Here is a 19,592-nt window from a genome sequence, read left to right as displayed (position 1 = left end):
TCGCGTAAGTCAGGTGGTTTTATCTCTTCTTTTTCCAGGTTTCATGCATGAATTATATTAGAACGATGACACAGCAGAAAGTCAGCCTTTGGCTGGCGCTGTACATCGGCTGGTTTATGAACGTTGCTGTGCTTTTCCGTCGCCTTGATGGTTATGCGCAGGAATTTACCCTCTGGAAAGGGCTTTCCGGGATTGTGGAACTGGTTGCCACCGTGCTGGTGACGTTTTTCCTGTTACGTGTTCTGTCGCTGCTGGGTCGGCGCGTCTGGCGAATACTCGCTACGCTGGTGGTGATTTTCTCCGCTGCCGCCAGCTATTACATGACCTTCCTGAACGTGGTGATTGGTTACGGCATCATCGCGTCGGTTATGACCACGGATATCGACCTCTCTCAGGAGGTGGTGGGCTGGTATTTGATTCTGTGGCTGGCGCTGGTCAGCGCTCCGCCGCTGCTGCTTATCTGGAGCAACCGCTGTCAACATACTCTGCTGCGGCAAATTCGCACGCCGGGCCAGCGGGTAAAAAATATCGCCATCGTTGCCCTTGCCGGATTAATGGTCTGGGGACCGATTCGCCTGCTCGAACTGCGGCAGAAGGACGTGGAGCGTAGCTCTGAAGTCGATATGCCGAGCTATGGCGGGGTAATTGCCAACTCGTATCTGCCGTCAAACTGGCTTTCTGCGCTGGGGCTGTACGCCTGGGCGCAGGTGGATGAGTCCTCAGATAACAAGTCGTTGATAAACCCTGCCAAAAAATTCACCTATGTGGAGCCGCAGGGCCTGGATGATACCTACGTGGTGTTCATTATCGGTGAAACCACCCGCTGGGATCATATGGGGATCCTGGGTTATGGCCGCAATACCACGCCAAAGCTGGCCCAGGAGAAAAACCTGGTCGCCTTCCGCGGGTATTCGTGCGACACCGCGACCAAGCTCTCCTTGCGCTGCATGTTTGTGCGCGAGGGCGGGGCGGAAGACAACCCGCAGCGAACGCTGAAAGAGCAAAACGTCTTTGCGGTCCTGCACCAGCTCGGCTTTACCGGCGACCTGTATGCGATGCAGAGCGAGATGTGGTTCTACAGCAATACTATGGCGAACAGCATTGCCTATCGCGAGCAGATTGGCGCGGAGCCGCGTAACCGCGGTAAGAGCGTGGACGATATGCTGCTGGTGGATGAAGTGAAGCGTTCACTGACCAAGAATAACCAGGGTAAGCACCTGATCATTCTGCATACCAAAGGGTCGCACTTTAACTATACCCAGCGTTACCCGCGCAGCTTCGCGCAGTGGCAGCCGGAGTGCGTGGGCGTGGACAGCAAATGCTCGAAAGCGGAGCTGATCAACTCTTACGATAATAGCGTGACCTATGTCGATCACTTTATCGTGAGCGTGCTGGATCAACTGCGTGATAAGAAGGCGATTGTGTTCTATGCCGCCGATCATGGGGAGTCAATCAACGAGCATGAGCACCTGCACGGTACGCCGCGTAAGATGGCGCCGCCGGAACAGTTCCGTGTGCCGATGATGGTGTGGATGTCGGATAAATATCTGGCAGCGCCGGACCATGCTGCTTCGTTTGCCCGCCTTAAAGAGCAGGCGGCGATGAAAGTCCCGCGTCGTCACGTTGAGCTGTATGACACCATCATGGGTTGTCTGGGCTACACCTCGCCGGACGGTGGGATTAATGAGAATAACAACTGGTGCCGCGTTGCCGATGCGGGGAAAACCGTGGCGAAATAGCGGGAGTGGCGAGTTTCTCGCCGCTTGAGCTATTTTTTCCAAATAAGGCATTGACGGGTGTGAGTCTCAGCAGTAAGATGCGCCCGCATTCGGTGATTGGCGCAGCCTGGTAGCGCACTTCGTTCGGGACGAAGGGGTCGGAGGTTCGAATCCTCTATCACCGACCAAATTTAAAAGCCTGCTCAATGAGCAGGCTTTTTTGCATCCGGAGCTGATGAGGATGAGAACCTCCGGGGGCAGAGGTTCGACCCGAGCGTAGCGAGGGAACGTTGCTTTAGCAACGGCCCGCAGGGCGAGCCACGCAGTGGCGAGTTATCCTCTATCACCGACCAAATTTAAAAGCCTGCTCAATGAGCAGGCTTTTTTGCATCCGAAGCCGATGAGGATAAGAACCTCCGGGGGCGAGGTTCGGCTATGCTGGCGGCCCAGAGCGCTCATTTGTACCTCAGCAATTTTTAGCCGGCTTAACACCGCCCTGGTGTATTGGCCTGTCTCCCCCTGCTGACAGCAAAAACAGGCCTCGTCCAGGCCACCGTAAAATGAAATCCTTTGCATCAATGGCGTTGGGCTGCGGGCCGGGCGCCACGATGTCGGAGTGTGATAGTCAACCAAAGTCACAAAAAAAGCACGAATCCTTGTTTCATGTTGCCTGTTAACTATTTTGTGACATCTTCCATTGTATTTTTTTATATATCTAAGGCTCTTTTTTCGCGAAGCTTATGGATAACTGCAGCATTTTCCGCTGTGCGTTTTAACGTTCGCGCTATTAATCGCTCACATATTGGCCATATCGTAATAAATTTTCACCATTTACCAGAATTGCTTATCACTGGCTGTTACGAAGTATTAAGACATTTATGCTGCCCGCTCGCCGCTAGCATAAATTTCTCTGCTGAAAATAGCGTCTTGAAGTTTTTTTAATCTTTGCCTGCTGATTCTCACCCCGGATGTAAAACCCGGTTGGCTGTATTGACGTTTACGCATTCTGTTGACAGATTGTAGGGCATGAGGGGCATTTCATGGAGAATCCGCACTGCAACTCAGGCGTTTTTGTGAAAGGAATCCCCATCTCTCATCCAGGCCTTCGGGCACCACCGACCAGACCGGGTAAAAAATAAATAAAGGCCTGGCGGATATATGCAAACAACATCACATTTGGAGCAGAATAATGAGTATTTCCTTGAAAAAGTCAGGGATGCTGAAGCTTGGTCTGAGCCTGGTCGCCCTGACCGTTGCAGCAAGCGTTCAGGCTAAGACCCTGGTTTATTGTTCTGAAGGTTCGCCGGAAGGCTTTAACCCACAGCTATTCACTTCTGGTACAACCTATGACGCCAGCTCGGTGCCCATCTATAACCGCCTGGTTGAATTCAAAACCGGTACTACGGAAGTGATTCCGGGGCTGGCGGAAAAATGGGAAGTGAGTGAGGACGGCAAAACCTATACGTTCCACCTGCGTCAGGGCGTGAAGTGGCAGGATAATAAAGACTTTAAACCTACTCGCGACCTGAATGCCGACGACGTTGTATTCTCGTTCGATCGCCAGAAAAACGCGCAAAACCCGTACCATAAAGTGTCCGGCGGCAGCTATGAATACTTCGAAGGGATGGGCCTGCCTGACCTGATTAGCGAAGTGAAGAAAGTCGACGATAAAACCGTCCAGTTTGTGCTGACTCGCCCGGAAGCGCCGTTCCTCGCTGACCTGGCGATGGACTTCGCCTCTATTCTGTCGAAAGAGTATGCCGACAACATGCTGAAAGCCGGTTCACCGGAAAAAGTGGACCTGAATCCAATCGGTACCGGTCCGTTCCAGCTGCTGCAGTATCAAAAAGACTCCCGTATTCTCTATAAAGCCTTCCCGGGCTACTGGGGCACCAAGCCGAAGATCGATCGCCTGGTCTTCTCCATTACGCCTGATGCTTCCGTGCGCTATGCCAAACTGCAGAAGAATGAGTGCCAGGTGATGCCGTACCCGAACCCGGCCGACATCGCGCGCATGAAAGAAGATAAGAGCATTAACCTGCTGGAACAGCCGGGCCTGAACGTCGGCTATCTCTCCTTCAACACCGAGAAGAAACCGCTGGATAACGTGAAGGTCCGCCAGGCGTTGACCTATGCGGTAAATAAAGAAGCGATTATCAAAGCCGTTTACCAGGGCGCAGGTCAGTCCGCGAAAAACCTGATTCCACCGACCATGTGGGGCTATAACGACGACGTTAAAGACTACACTTACGATCCGGAAAAAGCGAAAGCGCTGCTGAAAGAAGCCGGGATGGAAAAAGGCTTCTCCATCGATCTGTGGGCAATGCCGGTACAGCGTCCGTACAACCCGAACGCGCGCCGTATGGCTGAGATGATCCAGGCTGACTGGGCCAAAATTGGCGTCCAGGCCAAGATCGTCACCTACGAGTGGGGCGAATATCTGAAGCGTGCGAAAGCAGGCGAGCACCAGACCGTGATGATGGGCTGGACCGGCGACAACGGGGATCCGGATAACTTCTTCGCCACCCTGTTCAGCTGCGCGGCTGCAAAAGACGGCTCGAACTACTCTCGCTGGTGCTACAAACCGTTTGAAGATCTGATTCAGCCGGCACGTGCCACCGACGACCACAACAAACGTATCGAGCTCTACAAGCAGGCTCAGGTGGTGATGCATGACCAGGCTCCGGCGCTGATCGTCGCTCACTCCACCGTCTATGAGCCAGTGCGTAAAGAAGTCAAAGGCTACGTGGTCGATCCATTAGGCAAGCACCACTTCGATAACGTCTCTGTCGAATAATAAACAGTATGTTCCCCCTCTCCCCGCCTTGGGGAGAGGGAATTGACATTTGTGAGCAATACAGACGTCCGGTCACCAGGCGGGGCGTCACTATAGAGAATCCGGGTTATGTTGCAGTTCATCCTCCGACGTTTGGGACTTGTCATCCCGACCTTTATCGGTATTACCCTTCTCACCTTTGCCTTTGTGCATATGATTCCCGGTGACCCGGTGATGATTATGGCGGGCGAACGTGGTATCTCCCCTGAACGTCACGCTCAGCTGCTGGCTGAAATGGGCCTTGATAAGCCGATGTGGCAGCAGTATGCCCACTATATCTGGGGTGTATTGCATGGGGATTTAGGCATCTCGCTGAAAAGCCGTATTCCCGTGTGGCAGGAGTTCGTGCCGCGCTTTAAAGCCACGCTGGAACTGGGCGTGTGCGCGATGATTTTCGCCGTTATCGTCGGTATTCCGGTGGGCGTGCTGGCGGCGGTCAAACGCGGTTCTATCTTCGATCACACCTCCGTCGGCCTTGCGCTGACCGGCTATTCCATGCCGATCTTCTGGTGGGGAATGATGTTGATCATGCTGGTTTCGGTCCAGCTCAACCTGACGCCAGTCTCCGGACGTATCAGCGATACCGTGTTTCTTGACGATACCCTGCCGCTGACCGGTTTTATGCTCATCGATACCGCTATCTGGGGCGAGCCGGGCGATTTTATTGATGCCTTAATGCACATGATTCTGCCAGCCGTGGTGCTGGGCACCATTCCGCTGGCCGTTATCGTACGTATGACCCGCTCCTCGATGCTGGAAGTACTGGGCGAAGATTACATTCGCACCGCGCGCGCCAAGGGGCTGACCCGTATGCGCGTCATCGTGGTCCACGCGCTGCGTAACGCTATGCTGCCGGTGGTCACGGTGATTGGGCTACAGGTAGGGACGCTGCTGGCGGGCGCTATTTTGACCGAAACCATCTTCTCCTGGCCTGGTTTAGGGCGCTGGCTGATCGATGCGCTGCAACGCCGTGATTACCCGGTGGTTCAGGGTGGGGTACTGCTGGTGGCGACGATGATTATCCTCGTCAACCTGCTGGTCGATCTGCTGTACGGCGTGGTGAACCCGCGTATTCGGCATAAGAAGTAAGGGGCCATCATGTCACAAATTACTGAAAATAAAGTTGTCGCCGCACCGGTGCCAATGACCCCTTTGCAGGAGTTCTGGCACTATTTCAAACGCAATAAAGGGGCGGTTGTCGGCCTGGTGTACGTGGCGATTATGATTATCATCGCCGTGTTCGCTAACTTCCTCGCCCCCTATAACCCGGCGGATCAGTTCCGCGACGTGCTGCTGGCGCCGCCGGCCTGGCAGGACGGGGGAAGTTTTGCGCATCTGCTGGGTACCGATGACGTGGGCCGCGATATTCTGTCGCGACTGATGTACGGCGCGCGTTTATCGCTGCTGGTTGGCTGTCTGGTCGTGGTGCTGTCGCTGATTCTCGGCGTGGTACTGGGCCTGATTGCCGGCTACTTCGGCGGGGTTATTGACTCCATCATTATGCGTGTTGTCGATATTATGCTGGCGTTGCCGAGCCTGCTGCTGGCGCTGGTGCTGGTGGCTATCTTCGGCCCCTCGATCGTCAACGCTTCGCTGGCGCTCACCTTTGTCGCCCTGCCGCACTACGTGCGATTGACCCGTGCGGCGGTGCTGGTGGAAGTGAACCGCGACTACGTCACCGCTTCACGGGTGGCAGGAGCGGGGGCAATACGTCAGATGTTCATCAACATTCTTCCTAACTGCCTTGCTCCGCTGATTGTTCAGGCGTCGCTCGGTTTTTCTAACGCCATTCTCGATATGGCCGCTCTTGGCTTCCTTGGCATGGGTGCGCAGCCGCCGACACCGGAGTGGGGCACGATGCTCTCCGACGTGTTGCAGTTCGCGCAGAGTGCCTGGTGGGTCGTCACCTTCCCGGGTGTCGCGATTCTGCTGACGGTGCTGGCATTTAACCTGATGGGTGACGGTCTGCGTGACGCGCTCGATCCCAAACTGAAGCAGTAAGAGGTTCGAGATGGCGTTATTGAATGTTGATAAATTATCGGTGCACTTCGGCGACGAAGGGACACCGTTTCGCGCGGTAGACCGCGTGAGTTACAGCGTGAATCAGGGTGAAGTGGTTGGCATTGTCGGCGAGTCCGGCTCCGGTAAATCGGTCAGCTCACTGGCGATCATGGGGCTGATTGATTATCCCGGCCGGGTGATGGCGGATAAGCTGGAATTTAATGGTCGCGATCTGAAGCGTATTTCAGAAAAAGAGCGCCGCCAGCTGGTGGGGGCGGAAGTGGCGATGATCTTCCAGGACCCGATGACCAGCCTGAATCCGTGTTACACCGTCGGCTACCAGATAATGGAAGCCATTAAAGTACATCAGGGCGGAAATAAGAAAACCCGTATCCAGCGGGCGATCGATCTGCTGACGCTGGTTGGCATTCCTGACCCGGCATCGCGTCTTGATGTCTATCCGCATCAGCTTTCCGGTGGGATGAGCCAGCGCGTGATGATCGCCATGGCGATTGCCTGCCGACCAAAGCTGCTGATTGCGGATGAACCGACCACCGCGCTGGATGTGACCATCCAGGCGCAGATCATTGAGCTGCTGCTGGAGTTGCAGCAAAAAGAGAACATGGCACTGGTCCTGATCACCCACGATCTGGCGCTGGTGGCCGAGGCGGCACACAAAATTATTGTGATGTATGCCGGTCAGGTTGTGGAGACGGGCGATGCGAAGGATATCTTCCGCGCGCCGCGCCATCCGTATACTCAGGCGCTGCTGCGCGCGCTGCCGGAGTTTGCCCAGGATAAAGCGCGGCTGGCGTCGCTGCCGGGCGTAGTGCCAGGGAAATATGACCGCCCCAACGGCTGTCTGTTAAACCCGCGCTGCCCCTATGCCACGGATAAGTGCCGCAGCGAGGAGCCTGAGCTGAACCGCGTCGACGGCGCCCGTCAGTCGAAATGCCACTACCCACTGGATGATGCCGGGAGGCCTACGCTATGAGTACCCATGAGGCCACCACGCAACAGTTCTTGTTGCAGGCCATTGATCTGAAAAAATATTACCCGGTGAAGAAGGGGCTGTTTGCTCCGGAAAGGCTGGTTAAGGCGCTGGACGGGGTCTCGTTTACCCTCGAACGCGGGAAAACGCTGGCGGTGGTCGGCGAGTCCGGCTGCGGCAAATCAACGCTGGGCCGTCTGCTGACGATGATTGAGATCCCGACCGGTGGCGAGCTTTACTATCAGGGCCAGGATTTATTAAAGCCAGACGCCACGGCGCAAAAGCTGCGTCGGCAGAAAATCCAGATTGTGTTCCAGAACCCCTACGGCTCGCTGAATCCGCGTAAGAAAGTGGGGCAGATTCTGGAAGAACCGTTGCAGATCAACACCTCGCTGAGCAAAGAACAGCGCCGTGAAAAAGCGCTGGCGATGATGGCGAAGGTCGGGCTGAAAACGGAGCATTACGATCGCTATCCGCACATGTTCTCCGGCGGTCAGCGGCAGCGTATCGCGATTGCCCGTGGCCTGATGCTGGACCCGGACGTGGTGATTGCCGATGAACCCGTCTCCGCGCTGGACGTGTCGGTTCGTGCGCAGGTGCTGAACCTGATGATGGATCTGCAGCAGGATATGGGGCTGTCGTATGTGTTCATCTCCCATGACCTGTCGGTCGTGGAGCACATTGCGGATGAAGTGATGGTGATGTATCTCGGCCGCTGCGTGGAGAAAGGGTCCAAGGATCAGATCTTCAACAATCCGCAGCACCCATATACCCAGGCCCTGCTGTCGGCCACGCCACGCCTGAACCCGGACGATCGTCGCGAACGTATTAAGCTGACCGGCGAACTGCCGAGCCCGTTGAATCCGCCGCCGGGATGCGCTTTTAACGCCCGCTGCCGTCGTCGTTTCGGTCCGTGCACCCAGCTGCAGCCACAGTTGAAAGATTACCGGGGTCAGTTGGTCGCCTGTTTTGCCGTTGACCAGGATGAAAACCAGCAAAAACCGCTCGCCTGATGTTCCCTGCTGCTGTCGAAGGAGCCAAAACTTTCGGCAGCAGCCGCTTATTATGCCCAGAGAAGAGTCAGGCTTGAGAAAGTACCTGGCCGATATTTTTCGGCTTAAATAATTTATTTGACCTATTTATACAACGATATAAAAAGTCTAAAATATATTCCATCACGCGGCAGAGTTATTTTGTTCTGCGCATTATCTAAAGATCAATTAGAGAAAAAACGGGTTATTTTAAGGGTGCGCTGGGCTCAGCTTTGCTGGGATCATGGGACCTCCTAAAAAATGGAGCTATCATTTCTTATAATAAATGATAGGGTAACTACAAAATTATCAGTGATTTACGCCACCTTGACCAATACTCCTCTACAACGTCATTGTATTGTTGGTCATTCTGACCAACTTAAGTTGATGAAAAACAATAAAATAAACTATGCTCTAAAGGCGTAGTATCAAAATAAAAACAGCTAAAATATTATTTTTTAGAATCATGAGGTTATCCATGAACCATTATGATGATTTGCAGCGCTTCAAGGAAAAGACTCGTACGCAAAGTCTCGATTTTAAGGACCTTTCATCACACGCAGCCGCCAGGGAACAGGGCGATTGGGTTATTCTCAATCAGCTCTCGCCTGGGGAAGAAAAAGAATCCTCTCTGGCCATGGGAGGATCGGTATCGTTACCGATACCGCAGCCGGTCCCTACGGATATGTTTCATTGGGTCGAGGCACAACCCGCGCACCCGCCGCTGCCATCATCACCTGTAGCCCCGGCTCCGGTAATGCCGCCGCCTGTCTCCGTCTCAGCCCCACATGACCCCCTTTCGGTTGCAGAAAATACGCGGGTAGCGGAACCTGCGCCGGCAATGGCCGTCCCCCTTGCGCCGGCTCCAGCCGTTGCGCCAGATCCAGCCCCAGCCGTTGCCTCAGCCCCAGCTCCAGCCGTCGCGCCAGCACCACCGGTAGCGGTTCGCCCGGCCGTGCCGTCTGTGCAGGCGGCGGAAGGCTATGCTCATTTATTTGCGGCAAAAGCCGTTGAACCGGTGGCGAAAAATAAAGATCAGCCGCTGAAATCACTTTTAGAAAGGATTGCGACATGCCGTTGATCTGCGTGTGTTCTCCCAAAGGCGGCGTAGGAAAAACGACCCTCGCGGCAAATCTGGCCTATTCATTAGCTCGCGCAGGCAGCAAAGTCCTGGCGATCGATTTTGACGTGCAAAATGCGCTGCGTCTGCATTTTGGCGTCCCTCTGAGCGATGAGCGCGGCTATGTCGCGAAAGCGCTGGAGCTTCATGACTGGAGCCAGTGCGTACTGAGCGCGGGCAGCAATATTTTTGTCCTGCCGTATGGCGATGTTAGCGAGGCGCAGCATCAGGCTTTTGACCAACACCTTGTCAGCGACGCCCATTTCCTCACCCGTGGGCTGGCGGCATTATTGAATTATCCCGGGTTGATTATCATCGCCGACCTGCCTCCCGGCCCTTCACCGGCGCTGACGGCATTAACGTCGCTGGCCGATCTGCACCTGGTGCCGCTGCTGGCGGACACCGCCTCGATGTCGACGCTGTCGCACGTGGAAAAGCAGCGTTTAACCGGCGGTAAGCTTAACCACAAACTTGGGCACTTTTTCGTGCTGAATCAGAGCGATAACCGCCGTCAGGTCAGCCGTGACGTCACTGCTCTGATGGAGGATAAACTGGGCGATCGTCTGTTGGGTATTATCCATCGCGATGAGAGCGTCGTTGAAGCGAATGCTTCCCAGAAGTCGATTCTCGACTTTAGCTCTTCCTCTGCAGCCGCCTTTGATATTGAAATCATGGCAAAAAAAATCTCTGCGCTGTTGGGTATTAAAATTGGCGACGGCACGGTGCACAGCCAGCCTCGTATGTCAGGGCTTTAACTTATTGCAGGGCTGCTGAATGAAAAAGTCTCTTTTCTGGTTGCTGGCACTGGTGCTATCGCCGATTGCCGTTCTGGTCATTATTACGCCGATGGACAGCCAAAAGCAGTATCTTTTTGGTCTGCTAAGCATCGGTATTCTGTTCTTAATGGGCTTTAGCAAAAAGCGCAGTATTTCGGTCATTATGGTCGTGACTTCGCTGCTGATGTCTACCCGCTATATGTATTTTCGCCTGACGCAGACCCTGCATTTTAACTCCACTATTGAGACGGTGCTGGGGATGGGGCTGTTTCTGGCGGAAGTCTATATCTGGGTGATGCTGCTGCTGAACTATCTGCAAACGGTCTGGCCGCTGAAGCGAGAAATCGTCCCGCTGCCGGATGATATGAGCACATGGCCGACGGTCGATATTTATATTCCCAGCTATAACGAACCGCTGGAAGTGGTACGTGATACCGTGTTGGCTGCGCAGTGTATCGATTACCCGGCGGATAAAATGAAAATTTATCTGCTGGACGATGGCAAACGTAGCGAGTTTGCGGTGTTCGCCGCCGATGTCGGCGTTGGCTATATCACCCGTAATGATAATAAACACGCCAAGGCGGGTAACCTGAACCACGCGATGACCCTGACTCATGGGGAGCTGATTTGCGTTTTCGACTGTGACCACGTGGCGACCCGCGTGTTCCTGCAGGCGACGGTCGGCGGCTTCCTCAAAGACCCGATGCTGGCGCTGGTGCAGACCCCGCACTATTTTTATTCGCCGGACCCGTTTGAACGCAACCTCTCCGTCGGCCGCAATATCCCCAATGAAGGGATGCTGTTCTATGGCCCGATTCAGCAGGGCAACGATAACTGGAACGCGACCTTCTTCTGCGGTTCCTGCGCCGTGATTCGTCGTAAAGCGCTGGATGATATCGGTGGTTTTGCCGTAGAAACTGTGACCGAAGATGCGCACACCGCGCTTAAATTTCAGCGCCTGGGCTGGAAATCATCGTTTCTCGATATTCCACTGGCTGCGGGTTTAGCCACCGAACGTTTGGTCGTGCACGTCATTCAGCGTACCCGCTGGGCGCGTGGGATGACGCAAATTTTCCGCCTCGATAACCCGCTACTGGGCCGCGGGCTGACCTTCCAGCAGCGCCTGTGTTATCTCAGCGCCATGCTCTACTATCAGTTCGCCCTGCCACGGGTCGTGTTTGTCACCGCACCGTTAGCGTATCTGTTGTTTAACCTGAATATTATCTACTCCTCAGCGAGCCTGATTGTCTCGTATGCGCTACCGCATCTGTTCCTGGCGATTTATGTCGGCTCGCGGATGAACGGTCGCTATCGCTACAGCTTCTGGGGGGAAATCTATGACATCGTGCTGGCATTCCACCTGGTGCTGCCGACGCTGGTGACGATGATCTTCCCCAAACGCGGTAAATTCAACGTGACCGACAAAGGGGGGCTGCTGGATGTGGGCTACTTCGACTTTACCGTCGTCAGGCCGCATCTGGTGGTGGCATGTTTGCTCGCGGTTGGCGTGATTGTCGGTATCGTCAGGGCCATTGGCCATGACTATTTCGGCTCGGATCCTAACGTTATCGCGCTGAACGTCGGCTGGGGGCTGTACAGCCTGATCTTCCTGCTGGCGGCGATTGCCGTTGCCCGGGAAACCCGCCAGGTGCGGAAAACGATCCGTATCGACGTCAATATTCCGGTGTTGATTCACTACGCCAGCGGCATCGTGTCACGCAGCCACACCGCAGACCTGTCGATGGGCGGATGCCGCATCGCGGTCCCGGACGATCGTCATCTGCAGGATGAGATCGAAGAGATTGAACTGATTCTGCAATCTGGCGCGATTTGTATTCCGGCTGAACAGGTGACCGCGGACGAGAGCTTTATTCGCCTCAAGTTTGATGAAAATATTCCCCTCTCTTTGCGCCGTGAACTGGTGCGAGTGGTGCTGGCGCGCGCCGATGCATGGATTAACCCGCCGCGCCCGCAGGACAACCCGTTCCGGTCATTTTTCACCATCTTACGCTGCGTGTTTGAACTGTTCTGGCTGAGCTGGAAAACACGACGCGGCCGTCGCCAGCAGAAACCTGTCGCGAGTAGCGCGCAGGAGGATGGGCAACTATGAAGCGATTAACCACGCTTGCGCTGCTGGCCGGCATGTTTTCCATACCGGTGCTGCACGGTGAAGAGGCGCCGGCCGATCGTTCTGCGCCGCTCAATTTCCCGTTACCGGGCGCGACCACGGGCGGCATTCCCGCCGATGAATCCGCGTCGACCACCGGCGCGGATCCGTCGGCCACACCGGAGGTTCCGGTGATCCCAGAACCCTCTGCCGCGTCCGGGTCGTCGACCGCATCGACACCCACGACAGCAGAACCCGCGGCGGCGGATCCGGCCCCCTCGCTTCCCGTCATGCCTCCACCGACCAATACGGCAATGCCGGATGTCGCGCCGTTAACATCGGTGGTCGGGGGCAGTCTGAATCTGGCTCAGATGGGGATGCCGGATGGCATTATCCTCAGCGGCGGTCAACAGCAGGGCGGTGCGGGTTTTACGCTGCCTTCGGACCAGGTGGTGACCCATGCAGAGCTGATGCTGGATGTTCAGGTCTCGCCGGATATGGCCGCTCGCAACGCCACGCTGCAATTGATGCTCAACGGCCAGCCTTTAGGCACGGTGCCGCTGGGCACCGACGGGGCGGACATTTCGCACTATCAGCTGGATATTCCGGCGGCGCTGATGGTCTCCAGCAACAATCTGAGCTTTAAAGTGAATGATGGCGACAACATGCAGTGCCAGCTCAATACGCATGACACGTCGGGCGTCACGATTTTACCGGCTTCGCGTTTTAACTGGGAAAGCCAGCCGCTGAATCTCAGCAATGATTTGAGTCACTTCCCGCGGCCATTCTTCGACAGCATGCAGATGACCCCGGCGGATATCGCGGTGGCCTACCCGGAGAAATCGGGAGCGGATATCTTCAGCGCCGCAGCGCTGCTCTCGTCGTGGCTGGGTATTCAGGCGGATTATCGCGGGATTGCTTTTAGCGCGCTGCGCGACCGCTTACCGGAGCGCCACGGCATTATTATCGGCCATCCGGGTGACCAGGTCGGCGGGCTGACGCTGCCGCAAACCGATAAACCGCTGCTGCAGATTGTCGATAACCCGGGTAACCCCACCTACAAACTGCTGCTGATCGTCGGGCAAAATGATGCGGCGCTGCGTGCGGCGGCCTGGCGGCTGACCCGCGGTAATATTGCCCCGCAGACCGCGAGTCTGAGCGTGGATCCGCAGGCGATCCCGATCGGCAAGCCGTACGATGCCCCGCGCTGGATCCCAACCGATCGGCCGGTAAAAATCAGCGAGCTGCTGCGTAAAGATCAGAGTATGACCGTAAATGGCGTCTGGCATGAACCGCTGCGCGTAGCTTTCCGCGCGGCGCCGGATCTCTATCTGTGGGACGGGGAAACGATTCCCTTGCAGATTGGCTACCGTTTCCCGTCGGAAAACTGGATTAATGAGGAGCAGTCGTTATTAAGCGTGACGCTCAATAACACGTTCCTGCACAACCTGCCGCTAAACAAGCAGGGGCCGCTGGAGAAATTATGGCGTTATCTGGGCGGCGATGTGCGTCAGGAGCGGTTTACCATTCCGCTGGCGCCGTATCTGATTTACGGCGATAACCAGCTGTCGCTCTATTTCAACGTGGTGCCGAAACAAAACGCCCCCTGTTCGGTGGTGCTCAATAACAATATCAAGAGCCGGATTACCGATGATTCGTGGATTGATTTGAGCAATACGCGACACTTCTCGCTGCTGCCCAATCTCTCCTATTTCGTCGGCGCTTCGTTCCCGTTCTCGCGGCTGGCGGACTATTCACAAACCACGCTGCTGCTGGCGGAAAAACCGTCGGAAACGCAGGTCGCCACGCTGTTAAACCTCGCGGCCCGCTCGGGGAATGCGACCGGCACGGCGCTGGCGAACAACCGGGTTGTTTTAGGCATCCCCAGCGGTGGAGCTGGCCTTCAGTATCTGCACGATCGCGATGTGCTGGCGGTCAGCGCCCTCGATCAGAAAACGTTTAACCAGCGCTTGTTGGAAGATTCTCCTTATTATCAGACGGATAATCAGCTGGGCGTGCGCGAGTCGGGACTGAGTTCAAAAGTACAGCGATGGCTGGCCGGCGACTGGACATCCGCCAGCCTGGATGCCGATCGCTATCTCTCCTCCAGCAGCGCCTGGCGCGGCTTTATTAGCTACCGTTCACCGTGGAACCCACGGCGGACGGTGGTGGTGGCGATGGCCAGCAACGATGATCAGCTGACGAAGCTGAAAAGCGACCTTGATTCACCGCGAATCAACGCCGGTATCCGCGGTGATACGGCGGTTATCACCAGTGATAATGGGGTTCGCAGCTTCCAGGTGAGCACGCCATACCCTGGCGGGCAGATGCCGTGGTACATGATGGCCGTTTGGTATGCCAACCAGCACTCCGGTCTGCTGGCGCTGCTGGGACTGCTGGCGACAACGATCATCGGCCTGGCGCTTACCGCCATGTTTAAACGCCATGCACGCAAGCGTCTGAGTTCGGGGGATAGCCAATGAAACGAGCCACTAAAATGAAGAGCAGGGCGACCCGCGGATTATCCACGTTTTGTCTGTCCGGTGCGCTGACCCTGGGCGCCCTCGGCGATGCCATCGCCGCGGGGAATGATGCCGCGCTGCAGGCGCTGTTTGCCCAGGCGAACTACTGGCATGAAAAATCGCACGATGAGCTGGCGATAGAGTCGCTGCAGAAAGTTCTGCTGGTTGATGCCAACAACACGCAGGCCATGTATCTGATGGCGCTGTGGGCACAGCAGGGCGGCGACCTTCAGGCGGCGGCCCAGTGGCGGGCGCGCCTGGCGAAAGTGTCGCCAGAGAGCCCAAACCTGCAGGAGCTGGATAACGCTAAAAAAATGGCTCAGGTGCCGCAGGGGCAGCTGGGTCTGGCCAGACAGCAGGCGCGCAGCGGCAATATTCCGGCTGCGCTGACGACCTGGCGCAGCATGTTCAACGGCAACACGCCGCCGCCGGGGCTGGCTGGCGAGTATTACATGACTATGGCCAGCGACAAAGCGCTGTATCCTCAGGCGGTCAGCGAACTGCGTCAGTACGTGGCGCAGTATCCGCAGGAGAACGCCCCGCGCGTGGCTTTAGGCAAGGCGCTGACCTGGCGGGAAGATACCCGGCGGGAAGGGATTTCAATGCTGGAATCGATGGCCAGCGGCAGTAAAGATGCCGACAGCGGCCTGCGCCAGGCGCTGCTGTGGCTGGGGCCGCAGGAGGGCGATCGGGAGTTTTACGATACCTGGATGCAGCGCCACCCGCAGGATACCGAAGTACAGAATTACTATCGCCAGCGGATAAGCGGCCAGGCGCGTGGTCAGGGGTTCGTTAACCTCAATAGCGGTAATACCGCAGCGGCGAAGCAGCAGTTTGAACAAGTGCTGCAAACCAACCCGCAGGATGCGGACGCGCTGGCCGGGATGGGATATATCGCCCAGCGCAACGGTGACTTCCAGGCCGCATCGCAATATTTAAGCCGGGCGGCGGATCTCGGCGGTAATGATTCAGCGGCGCGCCGTCAGCAGGCGGCGGACGCGCTCTTCTATGGGCAGCTGGCGCAGGCTCAGCAGGCGTACAAGCAAGGCAATATTAGTCAGGCGCTGGCGCTCTCTGCTCCGCTGGCTCAGCAGAGCGGGACGCGTGGCTCATCGGCTAAACTGTTCCGTGCCGATGTATTGCGCCATAACAAAGATCTCCCTCAGGCCGAACAAACGCTGCGCTCGCTGCTCAGCGAGCAGCCGCAAAATGGCCCGGCGCGCGAGAACCTTTACTACATCCTGCGCGAGCAAAATAAAACGGCGGAAGCGCAGGCGATGTTACGCACGCTGCCGGAGAGTTTGCAGCAAAAGCTGCAGCCGCGCATCGTGACCGGTATGCCGGGAGATTCGCTACGTCGCCAGGCGCAGGAGCAGGCCAACAGCGGCAACGTCAGCGGCGCTATCGCGACATTGCGCCAGGGGGTCTCCCGCTACCCGGATGACGCCTGGATGCGCCTCGACTTAGCCCGGCTCCTGCAAAAATCCGGCAATGACAGCGAGGCCGCGTCAACGATGGCCGCCGCGTATCGTCCCGGCGCCAGCAGTAACGACCTCTATGCCGCAGCGCTGTTTGCCAGTGAGAGCGGCGGCTGGCAGCAGGCGCAGACGCTGCTGGGGCGGATTCCCGCCGCCAGCCAGACCAGCCAGATGCGCGACCTGCGTCAGCGGGTAAACTACAACCTGCAGCTGACCACCGCGCAAGACTATCTCGCCCAGGGCAACACGGTGGCGGCGTCCAATACCCTGAAAGCGATGTCGGCCACGCCGCCAAAATCACCGGCTGACGTGGGGAAACTGGCGCGATTGCTGGCGCAGAGCGGCGATGTTTCCACGGCGGTCACGCTGGTGCGCAACAATATCAGCGGCGGAATCACCGGGAACGCCGGCGACTATGCCGATCAGGTGGCGGTCCTCAACCAGGCGGGGCTGACCAATGAAGCGCAGACTCTGCTGTCGAACCCGCAGCTTCAGGCAAGCAGTACGCCAACGCAGCTGGCGAGCATCCGCAACGGCTATGTGATCAACGAAGCCGATCGACTGCGGGAGCAGGGCAACTATGCCGCGGCGTATGACAAGCTGATGGGGGCGATGCAAAGCGATCCGCAAAATACCGATCTGATGTTCGCGATGGCGCGTCTCTATCAGAGCGGCAAAATGAACAAAGAAGCCGGGGTGGTCTATGACTATCTGATGACCCGCGATACGCCGGATCAGGCGGCGCGCTCCGGCGCTATCGATGTTGCGCTGTCGGCCGGCGATAACGACCGGGCGGAACAGCTGGCCGGCGGATTGCGTCAGGACAATACGCCGGATCGCCTGCTGCTGCTGGCGCGCGTCGCGGAAGCGCAGGGACACCATCAGCAGGCTATGACGTATCTGCGCAGCGCGCGCGGCAAACTGCTGGGGCTGCAGAGCAGCAACAGCGCGCAAACGCCGACCGTTGGCGGTGTGCTGGCGGCGGATAACCCCTTTGTGGGCGTCTCCCGCACGCCGTCCACGACGCGAACGGCATCGGCTTACGGGCAATATATGCCGTGGCAGGTTGCCCAGGTGTCAACAGGCAGCGGAACCACGCTGCCCGGCATCCAACGTCCCGACCTGCCGGTGGAGACCGCGCAAACCCGCATGCTGCGCCAGGTCGATACCATGATGGAGTCGCTGCAGGATAAAACCGGCACCTGGCTGCAGGGGGGGATGGAGGTGCGTGGGCGCGACGGTGAATCCGGGACCAGTAAGCTGACCGAGATGAAAACGCCGCTGACCTGGTCCTCATCGCCGTTTGGCGACTCGCGTTTTGATTTTACCGTGACGCCGATTTCGCTGAATGCCGGCACCGCCAGCGGCGACGCCTGGCGGCGCTACGGCGCGAACCCGCTCTCCAATGCGGTTTCCAACATGATTTCCACTGCCACCAGCGAACAGGCGGCGATTGCGGCGATGACTGAGACGGAGCGTACGGCATACTTTGCCAGCAATCCGGGAGCCGAAGCCTTGAGTTCGCTGGGGACGCTGAATGCGGCAGACTTTAACGCCACGACCAGCAGCGGGATGGAGAATCTGGCGAAACTGGGCGCCTATGACTCCGGACAGGTCGCCAGCTATCTGGCTTCCTCCAGCCAGAAACCGAATGTCGATCAGACCAGCGGTTCGACGGATTCGCAGAAGGCAAATGGCGTCGAATTAGCCCTGGCGCTGAGCGGCGATGATTATCGCGTGGATATCGGCAGCACGCCGTTGGGTCAGGATCTCAACACCGTGGTCGGGGGCGTGAAATGGTCGCCGAAACTCACCAACTACCTGTCATTGATCTTCACCGGTGAGCGCCGTTCGCTGACCGACAGCCTGCTCTCTTACGTGGGGCTGAAAGACACCTACTCCGGGAAAACCTGGGGGCAGGTGACAAAAAATGGCGGAACTCTGCAGCTCAGCTACGACGATGGCGACGCCGGTTTTTACGTCGGCGGCGGTGGCTACAGCTACATTGGCAGCGACGTGGCCAGCAACACCAGTATCAACGCCAATGCCGGGGTCTATCTGCGACCTTACCATGATGAGTATCGCCAGCTGCAGGCCGGTTTGAGTATGAGCTACATGGATTACTCGAAGAACCTGAGCTACTTCACCTATGGTCAGGGGGGCTACTTCAGCCCGCAAAACTACGTGAGCGTTTCGCTGCCGGTTAACCTGACGGAGAAGTATGACAACTGGACCATGAAGCTTGGCGGCTCGGTGGGCTATCAATCCTATAGTCAGGATAAGAGCGCCTACTTCCCGACCAACTCCGAATGGCAGCAGACCCTGGAGACCGCGGTGGCCAATGGTTTTGCCAAAGAGGCGTACTATTCATCGACCTCGAAAAGCGGCATTGGCTACACGCTGCGCGCCGGGGCGGATTATAAGGTGAACAAACAGATGACGCTGGGCGGCCAGATTGGCTACGACACCTTCGGTGATTACAACGAGAGTACCGCCGGTCTCTATATCCGCTATATGTTGGGAGATAACTGATCATGACGGACAAAAACAACGCGGAAGTCATGGCCTGGTTTCAACAGCAGCAAACCCCCGCGGGATGGTTTGATCTGCTGCTCATTATGATTGACGGGATGCTGAACAACGCCGGTGAGCTGGAGAGCCAGCCATTTTTACGCCAGATGGGGGAAGCGCTGGCCGATAACTATCCGCTGCCAGAGTCAGAAACAGTCGGACAGCTGGAGGCCAATATCAACCAGCTGCTCAGCCGCTTTCAGTGGGGCGTCGTCAGCGTGGAGGTGGGCGATGACGGCCTGCGCTTACGTCATCGCGCGCTGCCGGTGAGCCGTGACGATGCGCGCCGCGTACGCTGGTGCAATGCATTTTGTGCCATACTCGAGGGGCTTTATTCTCGCTGGCTACAGGGACAAGGGGGCGGTGCGCATGTGGTGTTACAGCGTGAGCGGCTGTTCTCGGTTTCCGATGTTCAGTTCCTCTACTTCCATCCATAACGGG

Annotated in this window: 11 protein-coding genes, 1 tRNA gene, 1 other RNA gene and 1 pseudogene; all 14 read left to right on the top strand. The window is 56.9% G+C overall.

The window, feature by feature from the left end; genetic code table 11:
• Nucleotides 1–47: 47 nt before the first annotated feature.
• The 14 genes and pseudogenes from eptB (at nucleotide 48) to bcsD (ending at nucleotide 19,588) form a co-directional block, all read left to right on the top strand.
• Nucleotides 48–1,739 (top strand): kdo(2)-lipid A phosphoethanolamine 7''-transferase, encoded by a 1,692-nt coding sequence (gene eptB, locus MC50_RS07260; protein ID WP_032690322.1) that lies wholly within the window; start codon nucleotides 48–50, stop codon nucleotides 1,737–1,739.
• A 90-nt stretch (nucleotides 1,740–1,829) separates the two neighbouring features.
• Nucleotides 1,830–1,906 (top strand) — tRNA-Pro (locus tag MC50_RS07255).
• Between the two features lie 33 nt (nucleotides 1,907–1,939).
• Nucleotides 1,940–2,071, top strand: a non-coding RNA gene (locus tag MC50_RS07250) — RtT sRNA.
• Between the two features lie 836 nt (nucleotides 2,072–2,907).
• Nucleotides 2,908–4,515 (top strand): dipeptide ABC transporter periplasmic-binding protein DppA, encoded by a 1,608-nt coding sequence (gene dppA / locus MC50_RS07240; protein WP_032690323.1) that lies wholly within the window; start codon nucleotides 2,908–2,910, stop codon nucleotides 4,513–4,515.
• A 108-nt stretch (nucleotides 4,516–4,623) separates the two neighbouring features.
• The gene (gene dppB / locus MC50_RS07235; protein WP_032690324.1) at nucleotides 4,624–5,643 is read left to right on the top strand and encodes a dipeptide ABC transporter permease DppB; all 1,020 of its coding nucleotides are present in this window, start codon (nucleotides 4,624–4,626) and stop codon (nucleotides 5,641–5,643) included.
• A gap of 9 nt (nucleotides 5,644–5,652) precedes the next feature.
• Complete coding sequence (dppC, locus tag MC50_RS07230; RefSeq protein WP_032690325.1) at nucleotides 5,653–6,555, top strand: dipeptide ABC transporter permease DppC; 903 nt, start codon at nucleotides 5,653–5,655, stop codon at nucleotides 6,553–6,555.
• A gap of 10 nt (nucleotides 6,556–6,565) precedes the next feature.
• Entirely contained in the window at nucleotides 6,566–7,549 is a 984-nt protein-coding gene (gene dppD, locus MC50_RS07225; RefSeq protein ID WP_015585548.1) for a dipeptide ABC transporter ATP-binding protein, read from the top strand.
• Entirely contained in the window at nucleotides 7,546–8,559 is a 1,014-nt protein-coding gene (dppF, locus tag MC50_RS07220) for a dipeptide ABC transporter ATP-binding subunit DppF (RefSeq protein ID WP_032690326.1), read from the top strand. The genes dppD and dppF overlap by 4 nt, the downstream gene beginning before the upstream one ends.
• A gap of 496 nt (nucleotides 8,560–9,055) precedes the next feature.
• Nucleotides 9,056–9,658 carry a cellulose biosynthesis protein BcsO gene (gene bcsO / locus MC50_RS07215; RefSeq protein WP_047663568.1) on the top strand — a complete coding sequence of 201 codons (603 nt, stop codon included), beginning with the start codon at nucleotides 9,056–9,058 and terminating at the stop codon, nucleotides 9,656–9,658.
• Between the two features lies 1 nt (nucleotide 9,659).
• A pseudogene (locus MC50_RS07210) lies at nucleotides 9,660–10,452 on the top strand (cellulose synthase operon protein YhjQ/BcsQ).
• A 19-nt stretch (nucleotides 10,453–10,471) separates the two neighbouring features.
• Nucleotides 10,472–12,583 (top strand): UDP-forming cellulose synthase catalytic subunit, encoded by a 2,112-nt coding sequence (gene bcsA, locus MC50_RS07205; protein ID WP_052135774.1) that lies wholly within the window; start codon nucleotides 10,472–10,474, stop codon nucleotides 12,581–12,583.
• Complete coding sequence (gene bcsB / locus MC50_RS07200) at nucleotides 12,580–15,063, top strand: cellulose biosynthesis cyclic di-GMP-binding regulatory protein BcsB (RefSeq protein WP_047663567.1); 2,484 nt, start codon at nucleotides 12,580–12,582, stop codon at nucleotides 15,061–15,063. The genes bcsA and bcsB overlap by 4 nt, the downstream gene beginning before the upstream one ends.
• Entirely contained in the window at nucleotides 15,060–19,112 is a 4,053-nt protein-coding gene (locus MC50_RS07195) for a cellulose biosynthesis protein BcsC (RefSeq protein WP_047663566.1), read from the top strand. Before bcsB ends, MC50_RS07195 begins: the two co-directional genes overlap by 4 nt.
• Complete coding sequence (gene bcsD / locus MC50_RS07190) at nucleotides 19,112–19,588, top strand: cellulose biosynthesis protein BcsD (protein WP_162180061.1); 477 nt, start codon at nucleotides 19,112–19,114, stop codon at nucleotides 19,586–19,588. The genes MC50_RS07195 and bcsD overlap by 1 nt, the downstream gene beginning before the upstream one ends.
• The last annotated feature ends 4 nt before the right edge of the window (nucleotides 19,589–19,592 follow it).

Source organism: Klebsiella planticola (assembly GCF_000783935.2).
Classification (GTDB): Bacteria; Pseudomonadota; Gammaproteobacteria; order Enterobacterales; family Enterobacteriaceae; genus Klebsiella; species Klebsiella planticola.
Note: the sequence above shows the minus strand (reverse complement) of the source record. Positions and strands in the feature narration are given on the sequence as shown.